Annotated in this window: 20 protein-coding genes; 14 read left to right on the top strand and 6 right to left on the bottom strand. The window is 38.7% G+C overall.

What is annotated here, in order from left to right:
• Positions 1-12: 12 nt before the first annotated feature.
• The gene (locus tag ACJG85_RS00835; protein WP_409676577.1) at positions 13-654 is read right to left on the bottom strand and encodes an O-methyltransferase; all 642 of its coding nucleotides are present in this window, start codon (positions 652-654) and stop codon (positions 13-15) included.
• A gap of 72 nt (positions 655-726) precedes the next feature.
• Between ACJG85_RS00835 and rlmN the strand changes: the two genes are divergently transcribed.
• The gene (rlmN, locus tag ACJG85_RS00830; protein WP_412476707.1) at positions 727-1,767 is read left to right on the top strand and encodes a 23S rRNA (adenine(2503)-C(2))-methyltransferase RlmN; all 1,041 of its coding nucleotides are present in this window, start codon (positions 727-729) and stop codon (positions 1,765-1,767) included.
• 57 nt (positions 1,768-1,824) lie between these two features.
• Here rlmN and ACJG85_RS00825 read toward each other — a convergent pair whose 3' ends face one another.
• On the bottom strand, positions 1,825-2,658 hold the full coding sequence (locus ACJG85_RS00825) for a hypothetical protein (protein ID WP_412476706.1): 834 nt from the start codon (positions 2,656-2,658) through the stop codon (positions 1,825-1,827).
• 132 nt (positions 2,659-2,790) lie between these two features.
• Here ACJG85_RS00825 and ACJG85_RS00820 point away from each other — a divergent pair, with 132 nt between their 5' ends.
• The 5 genes from ACJG85_RS00820 (at position 2,791) to dnaG (ending at position 8,470) form a co-directional block, all read left to right on the top strand.
• Complete coding sequence (locus ACJG85_RS00820) at positions 2,791-3,771, top strand: polyprenyl synthetase family protein (protein ID WP_412476705.1); 981 nt, start codon at positions 2,791-2,793, stop codon at positions 3,769-3,771.
• Positions 3,772-3,921: 150 nt separating this feature from the next.
• Positions 3,922-4,482, top strand: coding sequence for an RNA polymerase sigma factor (locus ACJG85_RS00815; RefSeq protein ID WP_409676586.1), 561 nt, complete (start codon positions 3,922-3,924; stop codon positions 4,480-4,482).
• Positions 4,469-5,236 carry a hypothetical protein gene (locus ACJG85_RS00810; RefSeq protein ID WP_412476704.1) on the top strand — a complete coding sequence of 256 codons (768 nt, stop codon included), beginning with the start codon at positions 4,469-4,471 and terminating at the stop codon, positions 5,234-5,236. Before ACJG85_RS00815 ends, ACJG85_RS00810 begins: the two co-directional genes overlap by 14 nt.
• 30 nt (positions 5,237-5,266) lie before the next feature.
• Positions 5,267-6,289, top strand: a complete 1,023-nt coding sequence (locus tag ACJG85_RS00805) for a hypothetical protein (RefSeq protein WP_409676592.1) — start codon at positions 5,267-5,269, stop codon at positions 6,287-6,289.
• A 201-nt stretch (positions 6,290-6,490) separates the two neighbouring features.
• Positions 6,491-8,470, top strand: coding sequence for a DNA primase (dnaG, locus tag ACJG85_RS00800; protein ID WP_412476703.1), 1,980 nt, complete (start codon positions 6,491-6,493; stop codon positions 8,468-8,470).
• A 29-nt stretch (positions 8,471-8,499) separates the two neighbouring features.
• Here dnaG and ACJG85_RS00795 read toward each other — a convergent pair whose 3' ends face one another.
• Both ACJG85_RS00795 and nadE read right to left on the bottom strand, forming a co-directional pair.
• Positions 8,500-9,129, bottom strand: a complete 630-nt coding sequence (locus tag ACJG85_RS00795) for a response regulator transcription factor (RefSeq protein WP_290875319.1) — start codon at positions 9,127-9,129, stop codon at positions 8,500-8,502.
• 82 nt (positions 9,130-9,211) lie between these two features.
• A complete protein-coding gene (gene nadE / locus ACJG85_RS00790) occupies positions 9,212-10,018 on the bottom strand; it encodes an NAD(+) synthase (protein WP_412476702.1) in 807 nt (268 codons plus the stop codon).
• Positions 10,019-10,114: 96 nt separating this feature from the next.
• Between nadE and gldB the strand changes: the two genes are divergently transcribed.
• Positions 10,115-11,077, top strand: a complete 963-nt coding sequence (gldB, locus tag ACJG85_RS00785) for a gliding motility lipoprotein GldB (protein ID WP_412464598.1) — start codon at positions 10,115-10,117, stop codon at positions 11,075-11,077.
• Complete coding sequence (gene gldC / locus ACJG85_RS00780) at positions 11,070-11,405, top strand: gliding motility protein GldC (RefSeq protein WP_395633187.1); 336 nt, start codon at positions 11,070-11,072, stop codon at positions 11,403-11,405. The genes gldB and gldC overlap by 8 nt, the downstream gene beginning before the upstream one ends.
• Positions 11,406-11,408: 3 nt before the next feature.
• Here gldC and yihA read toward each other — a convergent pair whose 3' ends face one another.
• Positions 11,409-12,026, bottom strand: coding sequence for a ribosome biogenesis GTP-binding protein YihA/YsxC (gene yihA, locus ACJG85_RS00775; protein ID WP_409676604.1), 618 nt, complete (start codon positions 12,024-12,026; stop codon positions 11,409-11,411).
• Positions 12,027-12,072: 46 nt separating this feature from the next.
• Entirely contained in the window at positions 12,073-12,837 is a 765-nt protein-coding gene (locus tag ACJG85_RS00770) for an alpha/beta fold hydrolase (protein WP_409676607.1), read from the bottom strand.
• Between the two features lie 392 nt (positions 12,838-13,229).
• On the opposite strand from ACJG85_RS00770, the gene mraZ reads away from it, so the two are divergent.
• The 6 genes from mraZ to mraY all read left to right on the top strand — a co-directional run bounded on the left by mraZ (position 13,230) and on the right by mraY (position 19,712).
• The gene (gene mraZ, locus ACJG85_RS00765) at positions 13,230-13,703 is read left to right on the top strand and encodes a division/cell wall cluster transcriptional repressor MraZ (RefSeq protein ID WP_409676610.1); all 474 of its coding nucleotides are present in this window, start codon (positions 13,230-13,232) and stop codon (positions 13,701-13,703) included.
• Entirely contained in the window at positions 13,678-14,586 is a 909-nt protein-coding gene (gene rsmH / locus ACJG85_RS00760) for a 16S rRNA (cytosine(1402)-N(4))-methyltransferase RsmH (RefSeq protein ID WP_412464597.1), read from the top strand. Before mraZ ends, rsmH begins: the two co-directional genes overlap by 26 nt.
• Before the next feature lie 88 nt (positions 14,587-14,674).
• Positions 14,675-15,022, top strand: a complete 348-nt coding sequence (locus tag ACJG85_RS00755; RefSeq protein ID WP_295337838.1) for an FtsL-like putative cell division protein — start codon at positions 14,675-14,677, stop codon at positions 15,020-15,022.
• Positions 15,013-17,022: a penicillin-binding protein gene (locus tag ACJG85_RS00750; protein WP_412464596.1), complete on the top strand. Its 2,010-nt coding sequence runs from the start codon at positions 15,013-15,015 to the stop codon at positions 17,020-17,022. Before ACJG85_RS00755 ends, ACJG85_RS00750 begins: the two co-directional genes overlap by 10 nt.
• The gene (locus ACJG85_RS00745) at positions 17,019-18,482 is read left to right on the top strand and encodes a UDP-N-acetylmuramoyl-L-alanyl-D-glutamate--2,6-diaminopimelate ligase (RefSeq protein ID WP_409676619.1); all 1,464 of its coding nucleotides are present in this window, start codon (positions 17,019-17,021) and stop codon (positions 18,480-18,482) included. The genes ACJG85_RS00750 and ACJG85_RS00745 overlap by 4 nt, the downstream gene beginning before the upstream one ends.
• A 3-nt stretch (positions 18,483-18,485) precedes the next feature.
• Positions 18,486-19,712, top strand: coding sequence for a phospho-N-acetylmuramoyl-pentapeptide-transferase (gene mraY / locus ACJG85_RS00740; protein WP_409676622.1), 1,227 nt, complete (start codon positions 18,486-18,488; stop codon positions 19,710-19,712).
• Position 19,713 lies beyond the last annotated feature (1 nt).

The raw sequence follows: 19,713 nt of genomic DNA, 5'->3' as shown, positions 1-19,713 counted from the left end.
TACTTCCAACTTTTACTTTACTCTCGACACCGTTAATCCGTCGCGGATAGGCAATAAAACGGTTTCTACTCTCGGATCATTTTTCAGCAACTGATTGTATTCCATAAGCAGTTTGGTTGTTTTGTCATTGGCTTTCACTTCTTCCACCACTTTGCCGCTCCACAAAACGTTATCGGATAAAATAATACCGCCTTTGTTCATAATCGGAACAATGGCGTGAAAGTAGTTGATGTAATTGTCCTTATCAGCATCAATAAAAACCAAGTCGTATTTTTTGCTTAAAGTCGGGATAATATCCAAAGCCGGACCTAAATGTTGGAAAATTTGATTACTCCATTCGCTACGGTCGAAATATTTTCGCTGGAAATCCACCAATTCTTCATTCACGTCTATGGTGTCAATACGGCCGTTTTCCGCTAAACCTTCAGCCAAACACAAAGTGGCATAACCCGTATACGTTCCGATTTCCAAAATGTTGGTCGGATGGATGATTTTCGACAACATACTCAAAACGCGTCCTTGAAAATGCCCACTCAACATGCGTGGTTGCAAGATTTTCAAATGGGTTTCTCGGTTTAACTGCGCCAACAATTCGGGTTCGTCTTGCGAATGTTGGGTTACGTAATCGTCTAATTCGTCGGAAAGGAAATGCATAGGAATAATTTTCGATAGTCAAAATTACAAATTCCAAAATTAGTATTTCAACTTTATGACTAACTTTGCGCCATGGAAATCGAAAAAAAAGACATCCGAAGTTTGACCAAAACCCAATTGCGTGATTTTTTTGTGGCCAACGGCGATAGAGCATTTCGCGGCAATCAGGTGTACGAATGGCTGTGGAGCAAAGCTTCGCACAGTTTTGAGGATATGACTAATGTGTCGAAAGAAACTCGAGCCATGTTAGAAGCCCACTTTGTAATCAACCATGTTAAAGTCGATCAAATGCAACGCAGTGAAGACGGCACTGTTAAAAATGCAGTTCGTTTGCACGACGGCTTGGTTGTGGAAAGCGTTTTGATTCCAACCGAAACCCGAACTACAGCTTGTGTTTCCAGTCAGGTTGGCTGTAGTTTAGACTGTAATTTTTGCGCTACCGCTCGTTTAAAAAGAATGCGAAACCTGGAACCGGGCGAGATTTACGATCAAGTAGTGGCTATCGACAGGGAAAGTCGGTTGTACTATAACCGACCGCTATCCAACATCGTTTTTATGGGAATGGGCGAGCCTTTGATGAATTACAATAATGTGATGAAGGCGATTGATATGATTACTTCGGAAGAAGGCTTAGGGATGTCGCCCAAACGCATTACGGTTTCTACTTCGGGCGTTTCTAAGATGATTAAAAAAATGGCCGATGATGAGGTTAAATTCAAACTCGCCGTATCCTTGCATTCGGCTATCGAATCGACACGAAATCATATCATGCCGTTTACCCAAAACTTTCCGCTGCCGGAATTAAGGGAAGCCTTGCAATATTGGTATCAAAAAACCAAAAGTAAAGTGACTTATGAATACGTGGTTTGGAAAGGCATTAATGACGACAAAGCTTCTATAGACGCTTTAGTGAAGTTCTGTAAATATGTACCTTGTAAAGTCAATTTAATCGAATACAATCCGATAGACGATGGCGAATTTCAGCAAGCCTCAGAGGAAGCTATCAACCAATACATCACCGCTTTGGAACGCAATGATATAGTGGCCAAAGTGCGTCGCTCACGAGGAAAAGACATTGATGCGGCTTGCGGTCAATTGGCTAACAAATCTTAAAAAAAACTCCCGACCTTTGGCCGAGAGTTTCTTCTTTTATAACTAAGTCAACTAAAATTAATTTCCTAAAGTGATTGTGGTGCTGTTGCCGTTCACTGTCAAAGTGGCTTGGTTGTCACAATCGCCGTTACCGTAATCTAAAGTAGCGGTGTTATTGTCTCTTACAGTTGTAATTACACCGCTTACGATATGCGGACAGTTAGCTTCTGCTCTTAACGGAGTAGTAATGGTCGATGTTCTGGTTCCGGCAGGGAAAGTGGTAGTCCAGTTACCGGAAATCGTGAAAACATTGTCAGCCCATATCATCGGTGTACCAAAACCTTCAATCATTTCGCGGATTCTGTTTCCTACTCGGTGGTACTCATTGCCATTAGGGAAAGTCACATGCATATCAATACTCATATTGGATACCGGATGCGGTGTTGCTTGAGCCGAAGTACTTTGAATAGAACGAACCACAGTACGATTGCCTTCCACTAAGATGTTGTTGTGATGAAAATCAACAAAACTGTAACTGATGGTGTGTGACGGGGCATCGAAATTTAAACTCCCGCTTACAATAATAGTTCCGTCTAAAACATTACCGTTGGGCAATTCGCAGTTGTCAAAGGTTAAGGTTCTGGTCCAACTGTTAGCTGTTAACTGAATATCAACCGTTACACAAGAAGGCAAAGCTGAAATTTCTTGACTGTTTCTTCCTGCTGAAGGATTGGCTTGAAGTGAAAATTGCTCTTCTACAATTTTTGAGACATCTTCAGTAACCAAATCAATTTTGGCGTTTACTTTAGCTTCTGTTAAATCATTCGAAACAGCATTGCTACTGTCTTCTTTGCTACAACTTAGGACCAACATCAACAATGTGGCACCTAAAAGTACATTTTTAATTTTCATATGCTTTTTAATTTTTGGTTCGTTGCTTTGAATGAAAGTATTAAAAAAGGTTTAATCAAATGTAAATATTTTTTTCAAACGAAGGCATTGTTGTATCTTTGAATGCCCGATGGGTTTCGGTAATAGTTTTTAATGAATATCACTTCACAAATAAAAAAACCTATACAAGAGGAAATGGAGCTTTTTGAAAAAAAGTTCTACGAATCGATGACTTCAAAGGTTGCGCTTTTAAACCGAATTACCTATTATATTGTTAATCGCAAGGGCAAACAAATGCGTCCGATGTTTGTGTTTTTGGTGGCCAAAATGCTCTCAGAAAAAGGCGAAGTAAATGAACGAACCTATCGAGGCGCTTCAGTAATCGAATTGATTCATACCGCCACTTTGGTGCATGATGATGTGGTTGATGATAGTAATCGCCGTCGAGGATTCTTTTCCATCAATGCGTTGTGGAAAAACAAAATTGCCGTTTTGGTAGGCGATTATTTGCTGTCCAAAGGTTTGTTGCTTTCTATTGATTATGGCGATTTCGACTTGCTTCGAATTATTTCTGTAGCGGTTCGGGAAATGAGTGAAGGCGAATTACTGCAAATAGAAAAAGCCCGAAGATTAGATATAGTAGAAGAGGTATATTACGAAATCATCCGCAAAAAAACGGCTACTTTAATTGCTTCGTGTTGTGCTCTTGGTGCCAAATCGGTTTCTGAGGATGAAACGCAAGTAGAAGCTATGCGGAAATTCGGCGAGTTGATTGGTATGGCATTCCAAATCAAAGATGATTTATTCGATTACACAGATGACGCTATCGGTAAACCTACCGGAATCGACATCAAAGAACAAAAAATGACCTTGCCACTCATTTATGCATTGAACCATTGTACCGATAAAGAAAAGAGTTGGTGTATCAATTCGATTAAAAATCACAATAAGGATAAGAAACGCGTTAAGGAAGTTATCCAATTCGTCAAAGACAAAAACGGTTTGCAATATGCCGAGCAAAAAATGTTGCAGTTTCAGGAAGAAGCACTCCAAATTCTTCAAAATTTTCCCCAATCCGAATACAGAGATGCGCTTTCACTCATGGTGAATTACGTTATTGAAAGAAAAAAATAATTTTTTTTAAAAAATATTGACCACTGCAAAGTCTATGTTTTACAGGGGTTTTTTAATTTTCAAGTCTCCAAATTGAAAAAATTTCAAATTGTGATGCAACCCTTTTTCATCGACATTCGTCTATGCTAATAGAAACACTAACCAATAGTTTTGAAAGTAATCAACTTACATAAAGACGAGCAAGAATTGATCGAGTTGGCTGTCGAAAACAATCGCCATGCGCAACATCAGATTTATTCGAAATTTGCTCCTAAAATGCTGAGTGTTTGCCGTCAGTACATTAAAGATGTGCACCAAGCGGAAGACATTATGATTACGGCGTTTATGAAAGTGTTTACGAATTTGAAAAATTTTGAACACAAAGGCAGTTTCGAAGGTTGGATTCGCCGCATTATGATAAACGAGTGTATTTCGTTTATCCGAGTGCAAAAGAAAGTGAAGTTTATTGAAGACGAGACTTATTTCGAAGAGCGACACAACAATATTGAAAGTCAGTTTTCGGTGGAAGACATCCAGTTTTTAATCGACAATTTACCCGATGGTTACCGAATGATTTTCAATTTGTATGCGATTGAAGGATTCAAGCATCACGAAATAGCGACCATGCTGAACATTAGTGAAGGTACCTCGAAATCGCAATTGTCTCACGCTCGAAAAATGCTCCAAGACCACATCATTAAATTAAAAAATTACCACAATGGAACCGAATAAATTAGAAAAACAATTCAGAGATAAACTGAATGCCAGAGAAATACAACCGTCAGCCCAAGCATGGGACCGATTGGATGCCATGCTTTCGGTTGCCGAAGAAAAAAAAACAAGAAAACCTTTTGGCTTTTTGTTTATTGCTGCCGGTATTTTGGTTTTAGTAACGCTTGGTTTGTTTTTTTTCAATCAAAACGATACTGTAATCAGTACTCCGAATACAATAGTAGGAACGGAAACTAAAAACGATACGGCTCAAAATCCTTCCGAAATCAGAACTACGCCCATCGTTGAAAGTCAAAAACAAAATAAAGCAGTTGCTGCTTCCGATGTTCAACCCACAACCCACAACAATGTCACCCTGAGCGCAGTCGAAGGGCAACAAAAAAGAACTAATCGTCAAGGAGTTCCAATCATCAATCAATCACCTAAATCCAATCAAATCATCAAAGACAAAACCATCGAATACCAATTTTCTTCTGATGTAGCCATTAAAGACTTGCCAAAAGTAGTGGAACCGAAAGAATATGTGTTCAGTAATGAACGCAAAACCAAGTCCGACGAAAGTTTGTTGGCCGATTTAGATCATAAAGTCAAAGAATCAACCAACAAAACGACAACTGTAAAAGTGGATCCCAAAAGCCTACTATCGCAAGTAGACGGCGAAGTTGAGTACAGTTTCAGAGAAAAAATGCTGCAAAAAATCAACAAAAACTACCAAGAAGTAAAAGTGGCATTGGCCAATCGCAACAACGAATAGCAATCATTAATCATATCTAAATTAATTACCATGAGAAATTTTACCATTTACTTAGCACTCTTCCTATGTCTTTTAGTAAACAAAACTTTGGCACAGGAAACTTTTGAAGCCAAAGCCAGAGCTATAGCTGAAAAGATTGAAAGCATTACTAAAGAAGAAAAAGCAGCGCTTAAAGCTGAAATTGAAGCCGTGAACAAAGAATTGGAAGCCGGAACAATTACCAAAGAACAAGCCGATGCCAAGAAATTACTATTAGCCGAAACACGTTCCAAAAATATCGAAACCCGCGTTGGTCAAGCGCAGGAGGAATTGAAAGAATTGGTGAATCAAAAAGTAGAAGGGAAAATCAAAGAAGGCAAAAACCATTACTTTTCTGTAGTCATCAAACGCGATTCTATTCGCAAAATCTTGGGCGAAAGAAGAACTACTTCTCAATTCGTTTTCGCTGCCGGAGTGAACAACTTGGTAACTGATGGCAGTGTGGCTAATTCCGATTTCAGATATTGGGGTTCGCACTTCTACGAATGGGGTTTTACATCGAACACCCGTTTGTTTAAAAACGACAATTTATTGCACTTAAAATACGGAATGTCGGTTATGTACAACAACTTGCGTCCAACTGATAACCGTGTATTTGTGACCAATGGCGACCAAACCAACTTGGAGACTTTTGGGTACAATCTTAAAGATTCTCGTTTGAGAAACGTGTTTGTAACTGTGCCGCTTCACTTGGAATTCGACTTTACCAAAGCCAAGGAAAAAGACGGTAAAAAAATCTTCAGAACGCATCAAAGTGTTCGTTTCGGAATCGGGGGTTATGCCGGTGTTCGTGTAAAATCAAAACAAAAGTTGTGCTACGAACTTGACGGAAACGATATTTCAGTAAAAGAAAAAGGCGATTTCAATGTGAACGATTTTATCTACGGTGTAAGCACTTACATTGGTTACGGCGAAACCAGTTTGTATTTGAAATACGATTTGAATCCGATGTTCAAAGACAATGCCATCAAGCAAAACAACATCTCCTTAGGTGTGCGCTTCGACTTCAATTAATTTGATTAGGTTAGTTTATACTTCAAAAAGATGTTTCAGCAATGGAGCATCTTTTTTTATTGCAGATTGATGATTGCAGATTGATGATTGCAGATTGATGATTGCAGAATAAAATCTGAAATCTACAATCGTTAATCAACAATCTTACATCAATTTTTTCATAACTTTAAACCCGCAAACTTTTAAACTTTAAACCCAACTTTGATTACCCGCGAAACCATAGACAAAGTTTTTGAAACCGCTCGAGTAGAGGAAGTTATTGGCGATTTCGTTCAGCTCAAGCGTGCGGGCAGTAATTTTAAAGGGTTGAGTCCGTTTTCCGATGAGCGCTCGCCGTCTTTTATGGTGTCGCCTGTAAAACAAATTTGGAAGGATTTCAGTTCCGGAAAAGGCGGTAGTGTGGTGACTTTCCTAATGGAACACGAGCATTTCACCTATCCGGAAGCCATTCGGTATTTGGCCAAAAAGTACAATATTGAAATCGAAGAGACCGAAGTTTCTTTGGAAGACAAAATAGAAGCCAATGAAAAAGAAAGTTTGTATTTGGTTTCGGAATTCGCTAAAACCTATTTTCACGATACACTTTTAAATACTGAAGAAGGCAAAGCTATCGGCTTGTCTTATTTCAAAGAAAGAGGATTTACCAACGAAACCATTGCCAAGTTCGGCTTGGGTTATTCGCCCGAAACCTGGGATGCTTTTACCAAAGAAGCTTTGTCTAAGGGCTATCAATTGGATTATTTAGAAAAAGTCGGATTAACCATTACCCGCGAAGACGGCAAACACTTCGACCGTTTCAAAGGTCGAGTGATGTTCCCGATTCAGAGTTTGTCGGGCAGAAATCTGGGTTTCGGTGGCCGTATTTTAACCAATGATAAAAAAGCGGCCAAATACCTCAATTCGCCTGAAAGTGATATTTACCATAAAAGCAAAGTCCTTTACGGGATTTTTCACGCCAAACAAGCCATCGCCAAACAAAACAATTGTTATTTGGTAGAAGGCTATACCGATGTGATTCAGTTACACCAAGCCGGTATTGAAAATGTGGTAGCGTCTTCGGGTACCGCTTTAACACCTGATCAAATTCGCTTAATCAATCGTTTAACCAAAAATATTACGGTCCTTTTTGATGGAGATGCTGCCGGATTGCGTGCTTCTATTCGAGGTATCGATTTGATTTTGGAAGAAGGTATGAATGTTAAAGTTTGTACCTTCCCTAATGGTGACGATCCGGACAGTTTTGCCCGAAAAAATTCGTACGACGATTTAGTACAATATTTAGAAAACAACGCCAAAGATTTTATACAGTTCAAAGCTTCGTTATTGATGAACGAGGCGAACAATGATCCGATTAAGAAAGCCGATTTGATTCGGGATATGGTGGTGAGTATTTCCAAAATTCCGGATCGCATTAAGCGCGAAATTTACATACAGGAAACCGCACGCATCATGGATATTTCCGAACAGGTTTTGCTGAATACTTTGGCGCAATTGGTTCAGAAAGACATTACCAAAGCCGGAAAAAAACTCAAACAAGAGCAAAAGGCTTTTGAAGTGGTAAAAAACGAACCGCAAGTTGCCCAGGAGCGTGTCAATATTGTCTATGAGTTGGAACGAAAAATTCTTGAAATGTTACTGCTATACGGTTCCATGGAAGCCAGTTTTGACGATTACATTTTGAAAGCCAATGAAGAAGGTGAAATGATAGAAGAAAAGGAAACCAATACTTACAAGGTTTTCCAAAGAATTTATTTGAGTTTGCAGGAAGACGAAGTAGAATTAGCGCATCCAACTTTCAAAGAAATATACAACGATTTAATCCAATATTACAACCAAAACGAGGTGTTTAATATTGAGCAGTACTTAATGCAACTCTCCCCTGAACATTCACAAGTGGTAACCGATATTTTAATGTCGGAAGAAAAAGAGTTGTTGCACAATTGGGAGACCAAACATATTTATGTGAAAACCAAAACGCAAAATGTTGGGCAATACGTTTCGGAGACTATTATTTCGCTTCGAGAGTATTTGATCAATAAGTTGATTTTGGATTTGATGAACTCCTACCAAAATCAAGCAGAAGAAGATTTAGAGGAGTTAAAATCGATGATTAATGATTACAACAAACTCAAAGTAAGTTTGACCAATAAAATAGGAAGAATACGTTCCACTTACCTATAAAAAAACCCCGAATTTCGGGGTTTTATTTTTTAAACGATTTCCAAAGTTTTGGCTTTGTTTACCAAGTCAACTAAGTTAGTCACATTGAGTTTGGTCAGCAAACGAAGTTTGTACGTACTGATGGTTTTTTCGTTAAGCGCTAAAATTTTAGCAATTTCATTGTTTTTCTTACCGTCGCTTAGGAAACGCAACACCTCGATTTCTCTGTTCGAAAGTTTTCGATACAAACGCTCCGATTTGTTTTGTTTAGCAATCAACGCTAAGTTTCTCTTGATTTCTTCATTTAGGATAATTTGCCCTTGGTGAACTTTCACAATGGTAATACCTAAATTCTCAAGTTTTGATGTCTTATGAACATATCCTGCACATCCGGCTTTAATGGCGTTGGGTGCGTAAATTTGCTCAGACAAACTACTGAAGACAATAACTTTGGTCTTAGGGAAATTTCTAATGATAGACTTGATTTCGTAAATACTCTTGAGTCCTTCAAGTTCTAAGTCGATAATTAAGACATCAATTTCTTTGTTTCTCAAGGCGTCCGGGACCATGAAAAAATTTCCTACGTTCGATACGATGCTGATTTCAGGATGATCCTTGAAATAAGCTTTCATACCAAAGTGTACAACCGGAAAGTTATCCGCAATACATACATTTATCATAATTGTGGTATTTGATAAAAATTAATAGAAATTTACTGTAAAGTTAAAAATTATATTGTAAAAATGTTAATAAAAATCGTATTTATTTGAATGCTTCAGGAATCAAACAAACCGGAATAGGGTTCATTTTGTGCTGATTTATTTTATTCAATCGACTGTATATTTCAAAAACTTCTCTTTCTCTTCCTTCAAAATCGGTAACAGCTTTGCCTTCTTCAGCAGCTAACATGGCCCATTCTAATTCGTCATAACTGGCGCCTAATTGGTCTTCATCGGTTCTCGAATCGCCAAACAAACCGTCAGTTGGTGCTGCTTTTTGTATGGATTCAGGAATCTCTAAATACGCTCCCAATGCATACACATCACTTTTCATTAAATCGGCAATCGGACTCAAATCAACTCCACCATCTCCATATTTGGTATAAAATCCAACGCCAAAATCTTCCACTTTATTGCCGGTTCCTGCAACCAACAGGCCATGAATTCCGGCAAAATAATACAACGTGCTCATGCGCAATCTGGCTCGTGTATTGGCTAATGATAAATATAATTTACCTTCATCATTTGAAGTTGGCACCACTTTTTTGAATGTTTCAAATACTTCGGTCAAATTCGCCTCGGCATGTATTACATTCGGAAATCGCTTTTTTAACTGCTCAATATGCTCTCTCCCTCGGCTTACCTGACTGCTGTCTTGATGTATCGGCAACTCAACACACAGCGTTGTTAGACCGGTTTGCGCACACAAAGTTGAGGTTACTGCCGAGTCAACTCCGCCCGAAATTCCTACAACAAAACCATTTACATTGGCACTTGTAGCGTAATTCTTTAACCATGTAACAATATGGGTATTAGTTTCCCCTACCTTAAGATTGCTTTTTTTAGCCATTTTTTTATGAAAATTTTTAAAAACTGAAATGTATATTTGCAAATGTAAAAAAACACAAACTTTTCAATGCCTTTTTTCCGATATTAAATCCTTATGATGAAAAAGTATTTCACAATCGCATTACTGGTCTTTTTGTTGGTTTCTTGTGATAAGAAATCCAAGGTGGAAAAAGCCGTTGAAGAAATTCCGGTGGCTTTAAAAGTAGATCGTTTTGATCAGGCTTTTTTTGAAGCCAAGCCCAATGAGTTAGTCAATTTAAAAGCAGAATATCCGTTTTTTTTTCCGGAAGGAACGCCGGATGAAGTTTGGATAGAAAAAATGCAAAACAAAGATTGGAGAGCTTTGTATTCGGAAGTGCAAAAAAAATTCCCCGATTTCAATGAGCAAACGGCTGAGATTGAAGATTTGTTTAAGCATCTCAAATTTTATTTTCCGGAAACCGTGATGCCTAAAATTTATACCGTAATTGCTGAGATGGATTATCATAACAAAGCCATATATGCCGACGATAAATTAGTGATAGCTTTAGAACTTTACTTAGGGAAATCACACAAGTTTTACACTTTCCCCGACTATATAAAGCAGAATTTTGAGGAGCGCCAAATGATGCCTGATATAGTGACCAGCTTTGCCATGCGTAAAATTCCGCCACCAAACGAGAAAACTTTATTGGCTAATATGATTTATTACGGTAAGGAACTCTACATAAAAGATTTAATGCTTCCAAATCATACCGACGCTGAAAAGATAGGCTATACTCCGGAGCAAATAACTTGGAGTCAGGAAAACGAAAGTTATATCTGGCGCTTCTTTATTGAGGAAGATATGCTGTTCAGTACAGATTCCAAATTAGACAACCGTTTTGTCAATATGGCGCCATTCTCCAAATTCTATCTTGAAATCGATAATGAATCTCCCGGTAGAATAGGGCAATGGATTGGTTGGCAAATTGTGCGTTCGTTCATGGAAAATAACGAAGTAAGTTTACAAGAAATGCTGAAAATGGACGCCAAACAAATTTTTGAAAGATCTAAATACAAACCCAAAAAAAATGAGTAACACCATCAAATCCGAAATAAAATTCAATGTCGAACTCGACGAAAACAGAATTCCTGAAAAACTCACTTGGACTGCCCAAGACGGTGGTGTAGAGCAAGAAGAAGCCAAAGCTTTGATGTTGTCTATCTGGGACAGCAATGCCCAAGAAACGCTTCGTATCGATTTGTGGACCAAAGACATGCCGGTGGATGAGATGAAAAAGTTTTTCCACCAAACCTTAGTGGCTATGTCCGACACGTTCCAACGCGCTACAGGCGATGAAAAAATGGTAGATACCATGAAAGATTTCTGTGACTATTTTGCCGAAAAAATGGAGTTGAAAGGGTAGTTTTTACAACTCGCCGCTTTTAAACATCTGATCGTTTACCTCGTCTATAAAAGCCAAAAGGGCTTCCCTTCCGGTGCTTTCTAAAGAAGAAGTCACAAAGTGTTGTGGCATTTCTTCCCAGTTGTTGGCCAACAAAGCTTTTCGATAAGCCGCAATGTTGGAATCTATCTTGGTTTTACTGATTTTATCGGCTTTGGTAAAAATGAGGCAAAACGGCACTTCGATTTCTCCTAAGTAATTGATGAAATCCAAGTCGATTTTCTGTGCTTCTAAGCGAATATCAATCAGCACAAAAGCACAAACCAATTGTTCTCTTTTCTCAAAATAATCGGTAATAAATTGCTGAAAAACATCTTTGGTCTTCTTTGAAACACGGGCATAACCATAACCCGGTAAATCTACCAAAAACCAATTGGAATTGATTTTAAAATGATTGATTAATTGGGTTTTCCCCGGTTTTCCGGAGGTTTTAGCCAAATTCTTATGATTCGTCAGCATATTGATTAATGACGATTTGCCTACGTTAGAGCGACCAATAAAGGCGTATTCCGGTAAAGGTTCTTTCGGACATTTGCTAACGTCGGAATTGCTGATGATAAATTCGGCTGAATTGATTTTCATAGTGTTTCGGTAAAAACAAAAAAGTCCAAAACGGACTCTTTGTAAATTATAAATGAACCTCTTTTAACCACTCGTCCAACAAACGATTGAACTCGTCCGGATGTTCCATCATGGCCGCATGACCACATTTGTCAATCCAATACAAAGAGGAATTAGGCATCAGTTTGTGAAACTCCTCGGCTACATCCGGTGGTGTTACTTGGTCGTTTCTTCCCCAAATCAAACAAGTTTTTACATGCATTTTAGGCAAATCCTTAGCCATATTATGACGAATAGCGCTTTTGGCTATTGTTAAGGTTTTCAATACTTTAATACGATCGTTAACTACAGCAAAAACTTCGTCTACTATTTCTTTGGTGGCAATCTTAGGGTCATAAAAAACGGCTTCCGCTTTTTGTTTGATGTATTCATAATCCCCGCGTTTCGGATAACTGTCGCCCATGGCGCTTTCGTATAATCCGGAACTGCCCGTTAAAACCAAACCGGCTACTTTTTCAGGATACATCTTGGAGTGGTACAAAGCAATGTGTCCGCCCAAGGAATTGCCTAATAAAATCACACGGTCAAAACCTTTAAAGGTGATAAAGTCTTTGACGTATTTGGCAAAAGCTTTTACGTTGGTTTTTAGGATGTTTTGAGTGTAAATAGGCAATTCGGGAATGACAACTTTATAACCTCTTTTGGAGAAATAATCGGCTACTCCGTTAAAGTTACTCAAGCCGCCCATTAATCCGTGTAAAACAACAATTGGTGTGCCTTCTCCGGCTTCAAAATAGGTATATCTTCCTTCTTTTTTAAAATTTCCTTCCATGTAATTTTTATGACTTTTTACCTCGGCAACAAATATATGATTTTATAGCTAACATTTGTGTTTTCCCACTAATATTTCCAAGTTGAAAGTTGATTTTCCAGGCGCTTTTTTCAAAATATCAATATTAATTTTTGGTTGACTTAGATCCATATTTATCAGTCCTATAAAATTAATTTTTGTCAACAAAACAGCTAATAATGAGTTTTTTATCTCTTTTTTTCTATTTCTGTTCAGATTTGTTAAACAATCATCAACAATTTTAAAAAGTGGGCTTTCAGCTATTTTTCTCGAAAAACAGCGGTAAGTAGTAAAACTTATTAACAAAGTGGTATTTTGTGGTAATTTGTGGTAATAATTTTTATATTTTTGCTCTTAACCAAAATAAACAGCAATTGAACTCCATTATCGGAACATATGAATGCAAAGTTGACGCCAAAGGAAGACTCATGATTCCTTCGGCCTTAAAGAAGCAACTGGCTAATTCTCTTCAAGATGGCTTTGTCTTGAAGCGTTCCGTGTTTCAGCCTTGCTTGGAACTTTATCCAATGGCAGAATGGAATTTAATGATGCAAAAAATCAATAAGCTTAACCGATTCGTAAAAAAGAACAACGACTTCATCCGCCGCTTTACCGCCGGTGTCAAAATAGTTGAAGTAGACGATTTAGGACGATTATTGATTCCGAAGGATTTAATGACTTTTAGTCAGATTTCAAAAGATATCGTGCTCTCGTCAGCAGTGAACATTGTGGAGATTTGGGACAAAGATTTGTATGAAAAATCGATTGCCGGTGACGACATCGATTTTGCAGATTTAGCGGAAGATGTAATGGGCAACATAAATGACGACAACGATGGAGTATCATAACCCGGTTTTATTACACGAAACGGTTGACGGTTTAAATATTAAACCCGACGGAATATATGTTGATGTGACTTTCGGCGGCGGTGGTCATTCCAAAGAAATTTTGAGAAGACTTGGACCTAACGGGAAGTTGTTTGGTTTTGATCAAGATGAAGATGCTTGGGAAAATGCCCTGCCGGATGAGCGATTTGCTTTGATACAGGAAAATTTCAGATACATCAAGCGTTTTTTGAGATTTCATGGGATAAAAAGTGTTGATGGAATTTTAGCCGATTTAGGCGTTTCGTCCCACCAATTCGATGTGCCGGAAAGAGGTTTTTCCACTCGATTTGATGCCGACCTCGACATGCGAATGAGCAAAAGAAACGAGTTGGATGCTTATAAAGTCATTAACGAATACGACGAAAATAACCTGAAAAGAGTGTTTTTGGATTACGGCGAGTTAAAAGTAGCGCCGGCTTTGGCCCGAACCATAGTAGATGCCAGAGAGAAAAAAGACATCAAAACGACCGAAGAACTGAAAACGGTTTTGGCCAAATACCTGCCGGAGAAAGTAAAGAATAAAGTCTTGGCTCAAATCTATCAAGCCATACGAATTGAGGTAAACCAAGAAATGGAAGTGCTCAAAGAATTCTTAGAGCAATCGCTTGAAATATTGAAACCGGGCGGAAGATTAAGTGTAATCTCCTATCATTCCTTAGAGGATCGTTTGGTGAAACGTTTTATGAAAAACGGCCTTTTTGAAGGCGAACCGGAACGCGATTTCTTCGGAAACTTTTCGGTACCGTTCAAGCTGGTAGGAAAGTTAATCGTGCCGACAGAAGCCGAAATAAAAATTAATAACAGAGCACGCAGTGCCAAATTAAGAATAGCAGAAAAGAAATAAATGATTTATGATTGAAAATTAACGATTTAAGATTTCAGAAAAGGTTGCCTCAAATATCAAAAATCGTTAATCAAAAATCTTCAATAAAATGAAAAAAGGCGTTTACAGCATTTTAAAAGCTCGGTTTTTAGTGAATGAAGATGCTACCAAAAATTGGCGTTTCATCGTGTTTCTCATTTTACTGGCCATTTTGATGATTGCCAACGAACACCGTTACGATCAAAAAATCTTCAGAATCGCCGAATTGACAAATGAAGTTAAAGAATTGCGCTCTGAATTTGTAGACAAACGCTCCGAATTAATGAAATTAAAAATGGAATCGACCGTTTCCGAAAAAATGAAAGAGCGAAATATTTTTCCTTCGTCGGTTCCGCCACAAAAAATAAAAATTAAAAAACCAATAGAAAAAAGTTTCTTTCAAAAGCTATGGCAGTAGAAGATAAACATATCTCTTACCGTATTTACCTGGTGGCTTTCTGTCTGTTTCTGATGGCTTTGGCAATTACGTTTAAACTCACTAAAATTCAGTGGGTGGAAGGCGATCATTACCGAAAATTAGCCAAAGAACGCACAGTGAAGAACTTTGTTATTCCGGCGAATAAAGGCAATATTTATTCGGCCGATGGAAGTTTATTGGCAACTTCAATTCCTAACTATAACATCCGTTTCGATGCGGTAGCGCCTAAGTCCGAAGATTTTGAAACCAATGTAAAGCCTTTGGCGGATTCTCTCTCTGTATTGTTAGGCAAATCGAGTGGCTTTTATTTAAACCAACTCAAATCTGCCCGCGCCAATAAAAATCGTTATTTACTGATAGCCAAAAAGCTCAGCTATACCCAATATGTGAAAATCAAAAGTTTTCCATTATTCAATTTGGGCGCCAACAAAGGCGGTATGATTACCGAACAAAAAACGGTGCGCGAACATCCGATAGGTAAAATTGCCGAGCGAACTATTGGTTATGAAAGAGAAGACGAAAACGGAAAGTTAGTCGGAAAAGGTATCGAATGGTCGTTCCGCAAATACCTTAACGGCAAAGACGGTAAAGTCTTGAAACAAAAAATAGCCAAAGGCCAATGGAAACCTATTCGTGACGTTAATGAAGTAGATCCGCAAGATGGTTATGATGTAATTTCAACTATCGATGTCTACATTCAAGATATTGCACACCATGCGTTATTGAAGCAATTGCAAGAGTACAAAGCCGATCATGGCTGTGTGGTGGTCATGGAAACCAAAACAGGAAAAATCAGAGCCATTTCCAACTTGGGAAAACTAAAAGAATCTGATTCAACCTATTTTGAAACCACCAATTATGCCGTGGCCGAATCTCATGAACCGGGTTCTACTTTCAAGTTGGTAGATATGATTGCTTTATTGGATGACCAAAAAGTAGATACCAGTAAAGTTTACAACACTTTCGGAGGTGTGATTGATTACCGCGGAAAAAAGGTTAGAGATTCTCATGAAGGGGGCTATGGCAGCATCTCATTAGGAAGAGGTTTCGAGGTGTCTTCAAACACTGTTTTAGTACAAGCCGTTTACGAAAATTACAAAAACAACCCAAAAGAATTCGTTGATCGCATCGACCGTATGGGCTTAAACAAGCCACTTGGGTTACCCTTCCAAGGCGAAGGAAAGCCTTATATCCCGCAACCGGGCGACAAACATTGGAGTGCAATTTCATTGCCATGGATGGCTTTTGGTTACGGAGTGTCGGTAACGCCTTTGCAAACGCTAACCTTGTATAATGCGGTAGCCAATAACGGCGAAATGGTAAAACCGCAATTTGTATCCGAAATCAAAGAATGGAACCGAACCATCAAAAAATACAACAAAGAAGTCATCAACCCGAGAATTTGTGCTCCGGAAACGATTAAGAAATTAAAAGCAGTTTTGACCAATGTGGTTAAAAGAGGCACCGGTTCCAAATTGTATTCTAAAGATTTTTCGATGGCCGGAAAAACCGGTACTGCGCAAGCCAATTATGGTAAAAACGGCGGAAGTGAGAAACATTATATTTCGTCTTTCGTTGGCTTCTTTCCGGCAGAGAATCCTAAGTATTCTTGTATAGTAGTCGTGCACAAGCCAAATACTTCCGGGAATAATTATTATGGAGCCGATGTAGCCGGTCCGGTATTTAAAAGAGTAGCGCAAAAGATTTTTACAGATGCACCATCGACTAACGAAATCAAAAATTTGAATAAAAAAATCGGCAAGCAAGAGAAAGCTTATGCCGAATTTGAAGCTAAAGCCAACTCCGAATCCAAAGTAGTTCCGAATGTAAAAGGAATGAGCGGTATGGATGCTGTGGCACTTTTAGAAAACATGAAAATGAAGGTTAAAGTCATCGGCTTCGGAAAAGTGAAAAGACAATCCATCCAGCCGGGCTCAGCCTTAACCAAAAATCAAATCATCATACTCGAATTATCGTGATTATTTTAAAAGACATATTATACAAAGTAGCCATCGAAGTTGTTAAAGGTTCGACCGAAATGTCTATTAACAAAATCGAATTCGATTCCAGAAAAGTGGAAGAAAACGATGTGTTTGTGGCCATACGTGGTACGGTTTCTAACGGACATGACTTTATCGAAAAAGCCATCAACTTGGGCGCTACCGCTATTGTTTGCGATACATTGCCGGAAGTTATCGTTACAGGCGTGACTTACATTCAGGTAAAAGATACCAACACCGCTTTGGCTTATCTAGCGACCAATTTTTACAACAATCCGTCGCAAAACCTAAAGTTAGTAGGCATCACCGGAACCAACGGAAAAACAACGATTGCTTCACTTTTGTACCAATTGTTCCAAAAAGCCGGTTACAAAGTGGGTTTGTTGTCCACCGTCAAAATTATGGTGAATGACCTGGAATACAAAGCCACACACACGACACCGGATTCGTTAACCATTAACCATTATCTGGCTGAAATGAATGCCGCGGGAGTTGAGTATTGCTTTATGGAAGTAAGCTCGCATGGCATCCATCAAAAACGGACTGAAGGCTTGCATTTTGCCGGTGGTGTTTTTACCAATTTGTCACACGATCACTTGGATTACCACGCAACGTTTGCCGAGTACCGAGATGTGAAGAAATCATTTTTCGATCATTTGCCTAAAACGGCTTTTGCCTTGACGAATGTGGATGATAAAAACGGAGCAGTAATGTTCCAAAATACTTCCGCCAGAAAGTTAACGTATGCCTTAAAGTCGTATGCCGATTACAAAGCACAAATTTTAGAAAGCCAACTATCAGGCTTGTTATTAAAGATAAATGAGAGCGAAGTTTGGGTGCGATTGATTGGCACCTTTAATGCTTACAATTTATTGGCCATTTACGGAACAGCAGTCGAATTAGGTTTGGATAAGTTAGAAGTATTGCGATTGTTATCTGAATTGGAGAGCGTGTCCGGAAGATTTCAATACATCGTATCCAATCAAAAAATTACCGCGGTTGTTGATTATGCGCATACGCCGGATGCTTTGGAAAATGTAATTAAAACCATAAACGATATCCGAACCAATAACGAACAATTGATTACAGTGGTAGGTTGCGGTGGCGACAGAGACAAAACCAAAAGACCGATTATGGCGCACATTGCCAGCAGTATGAGCAATAAGGTCATCATCACTTCAGACAACCCAAGAACGGAAGATCCGATTGACATTATAGCCGATATGGAAAAAGGTGTTGAGTTGCAAAACCAAAAGAAAACGTTGTCGATAGTCGACCGTAAACAAGCCATCAAAACCGCTTGTCAGTTGGCCAATCCAAACGATATTATTCTAATCGCCGGAAAGGGACACGAAACCTATCAGGAAATTCAAGGCGTTCGCCACGATTTCGACGATATGAAAATTGTAAAAGAACTATTAGAACAGCTAAATAAATAACCTATGCTATATTATTTATTTGAATACCTCGACAAAACTATGGATGTGCCCGGAACCGGGGTGTTCCAATACATTACGTTTCGCTCAGCTTTGGCCTTAATCTTGTCGCTGATGATTTCCACCATTTACGGTAAAAAAATCATCAATTTCTTGAGAAACCAGCAAGTTGGGGAAACGGTGAGAGAATTAGGTTTGGAAGGTCAAACACAAAAGGCTGGTACACCAACTATGGGTGGTTTAATCATCATTATCGCAACGTTGATTCCGGTAATATTGTTAACCAAACTCAATAATATCTATATCATCTTGTTGATAGTAACCACGCTTTGGATGGGAACTATCGGTTTTATCGACGATTACATCAAAATCTTCAAAAAAGACAAACAAGGTTTAAAAGGGATTTTCAAAGTAATTGGGCAGGTTGGTCTCGGACTAATCGTGGGTTCTGTATTGTACTTCCATCCGGGTGTAACGGTAAGAGAACGTTCGAATACGCCTATCACTTTCAATCAAACGCAAAATGTTATTAACCAAGCACCGGTAGAAAAAAAATCCACTACTACTACCATTCCGTTTGTTAAAAATAACGAGTTGGATTACGCTAAAATCATTGCTTGGACCGGAGATGGTTACGAAAATTGGGCGTGGTTGGTATTTATTCCGATTGTAATTTTCATCATCACAGCAGTGTCTAACGGAGCCAATTTGACCGACGGAATCGACGGTCTGGCCGCAGGAACATCCGCCATATCAGTACTCGCATTAGGGATTTTTACCTTCGTTTCGGGGAATCTTATTTTGTCGAGTTACCTCAATATCATGTACATCCCTAATTCGGGTGAAATGACGGTTTTCATTTCTGCATTTGTTGGGGCGCTAATCGGATTTTTGTGGTACAACTCTTTCCCTGCCTCAGTATTCATGGGCGATACAGGAAGTTTAACCATAGGTGGAATCATAGCCGTATTGGCCATTTCAGTACGTAAAGAAATGTTGTTGCCGGTATTGTGTGCCATCTTTTTTGCTGAAAATCTATCGGTAATCATTCAGGTGACTTATTTCAAATATACCAAGAAGCGTTTCGGAGAAGGTCGACGGGTTTTCTTGATGTCACCTTTGCACCATCATTACCAAAAGAAAGGCTATCACGAAAGTAAAATTGTAACCCGATTTTGGATTGTAGCCATCTTATTAGCCATCGTTTCTATAGTGACATTAAAATTGAGATAGC

Origin of the sequence: Flavobacterium mekongense, assembly GCF_047038255.1 — a bacterium.
Lineage (GTDB): Bacteria > Bacteroidota > Bacteroidia > Flavobacteriales > Flavobacteriaceae > Flavobacterium > Flavobacterium mekongense.
Note: the sequence above shows the minus strand (reverse complement) of the source record. Positions and strands in the feature narration are given on the sequence as shown.

Coding starts and splice junctions, on each gene's coding strand:
- rlmN (WP_412476707.1), top strand. CDS start 727: ATGGAAATCGAAAAAAAAGACATCCGAAGTTTGACCAAAACCCAATTG.
- yihA (WP_409676604.1), bottom strand. CDS start 12,026: ATGAAAATCAATTCAGCCGAATTTATCATCAGCAATTCCGACGTTAGC.
- ACJG85_RS00805 (WP_409676592.1), top strand. CDS start 5,267: ATGAGAAATTTTACCATTTACTTAGCACTCTTCCTATGTCTTTTAGTA.
- ACJG85_RS00810 (WP_412476704.1), top strand. CDS start 4,469: ATGGAACCGAATAAATTAGAAAAACAATTCAGAGATAAACTGAATGCC.
- ACJG85_RS00820 (WP_412476705.1), top strand. CDS start 2,791: ATGAATATCACTTCACAAATAAAAAAACCTATACAAGAGGAAATGGAG.
- gldC (WP_395633187.1), top strand. CDS start 11,070: ATGAGTAACACCATCAAATCCGAAATAAAATTCAATGTCGAACTCGAC.
- gldB (WP_412464598.1), top strand. CDS start 10,115: ATGAAAAAGTATTTCACAATCGCATTACTGGTCTTTTTGTTGGTTTCT.
- ACJG85_RS00755 (WP_295337838.1), top strand. CDS start 14,675: ATGAAAAAAGGCGTTTACAGCATTTTAAAAGCTCGGTTTTTAGTGAAT.
- ACJG85_RS00795 (WP_290875319.1), bottom strand. CDS start 9,129: ATGATAAATGTATGTATTGCGGATAACTTTCCGGTTGTACACTTTGGT.
- mraY (WP_409676622.1), top strand. CDS start 18,486: ATGCTATATTATTTATTTGAATACCTCGACAAAACTATGGATGTGCCC.
- ACJG85_RS00835 (WP_409676577.1), bottom strand. CDS start 654: ATGCATTTCCTTTCCGACGAATTAGACGATTACGTAACCCAACATTCG.
- ACJG85_RS00825 (WP_412476706.1), bottom strand. CDS start 2,658: ATGAAAATTAAAAATGTACTTTTAGGTGCCACATTGTTGATGTTGGTC.
- ACJG85_RS00750 (WP_412464596.1), top strand. CDS start 15,013: ATGGCAGTAGAAGATAAACATATCTCTTACCGTATTTACCTGGTGGCT.
- ACJG85_RS00770 (WP_409676607.1), bottom strand. CDS start 12,837: ATGGAAGGAAATTTTAAAAAAGAAGGAAGATATACCTATTTTGAAGCC.
- nadE (WP_412476702.1), bottom strand. CDS start 10,018: ATGGCTAAAAAAAGCAATCTTAAGGTAGGGGAAACTAATACCCATATT.
- rsmH (WP_412464597.1), top strand. CDS start 13,678: ATGACGACAACGATGGAGTATCATAACCCGGTTTTATTACACGAAACG.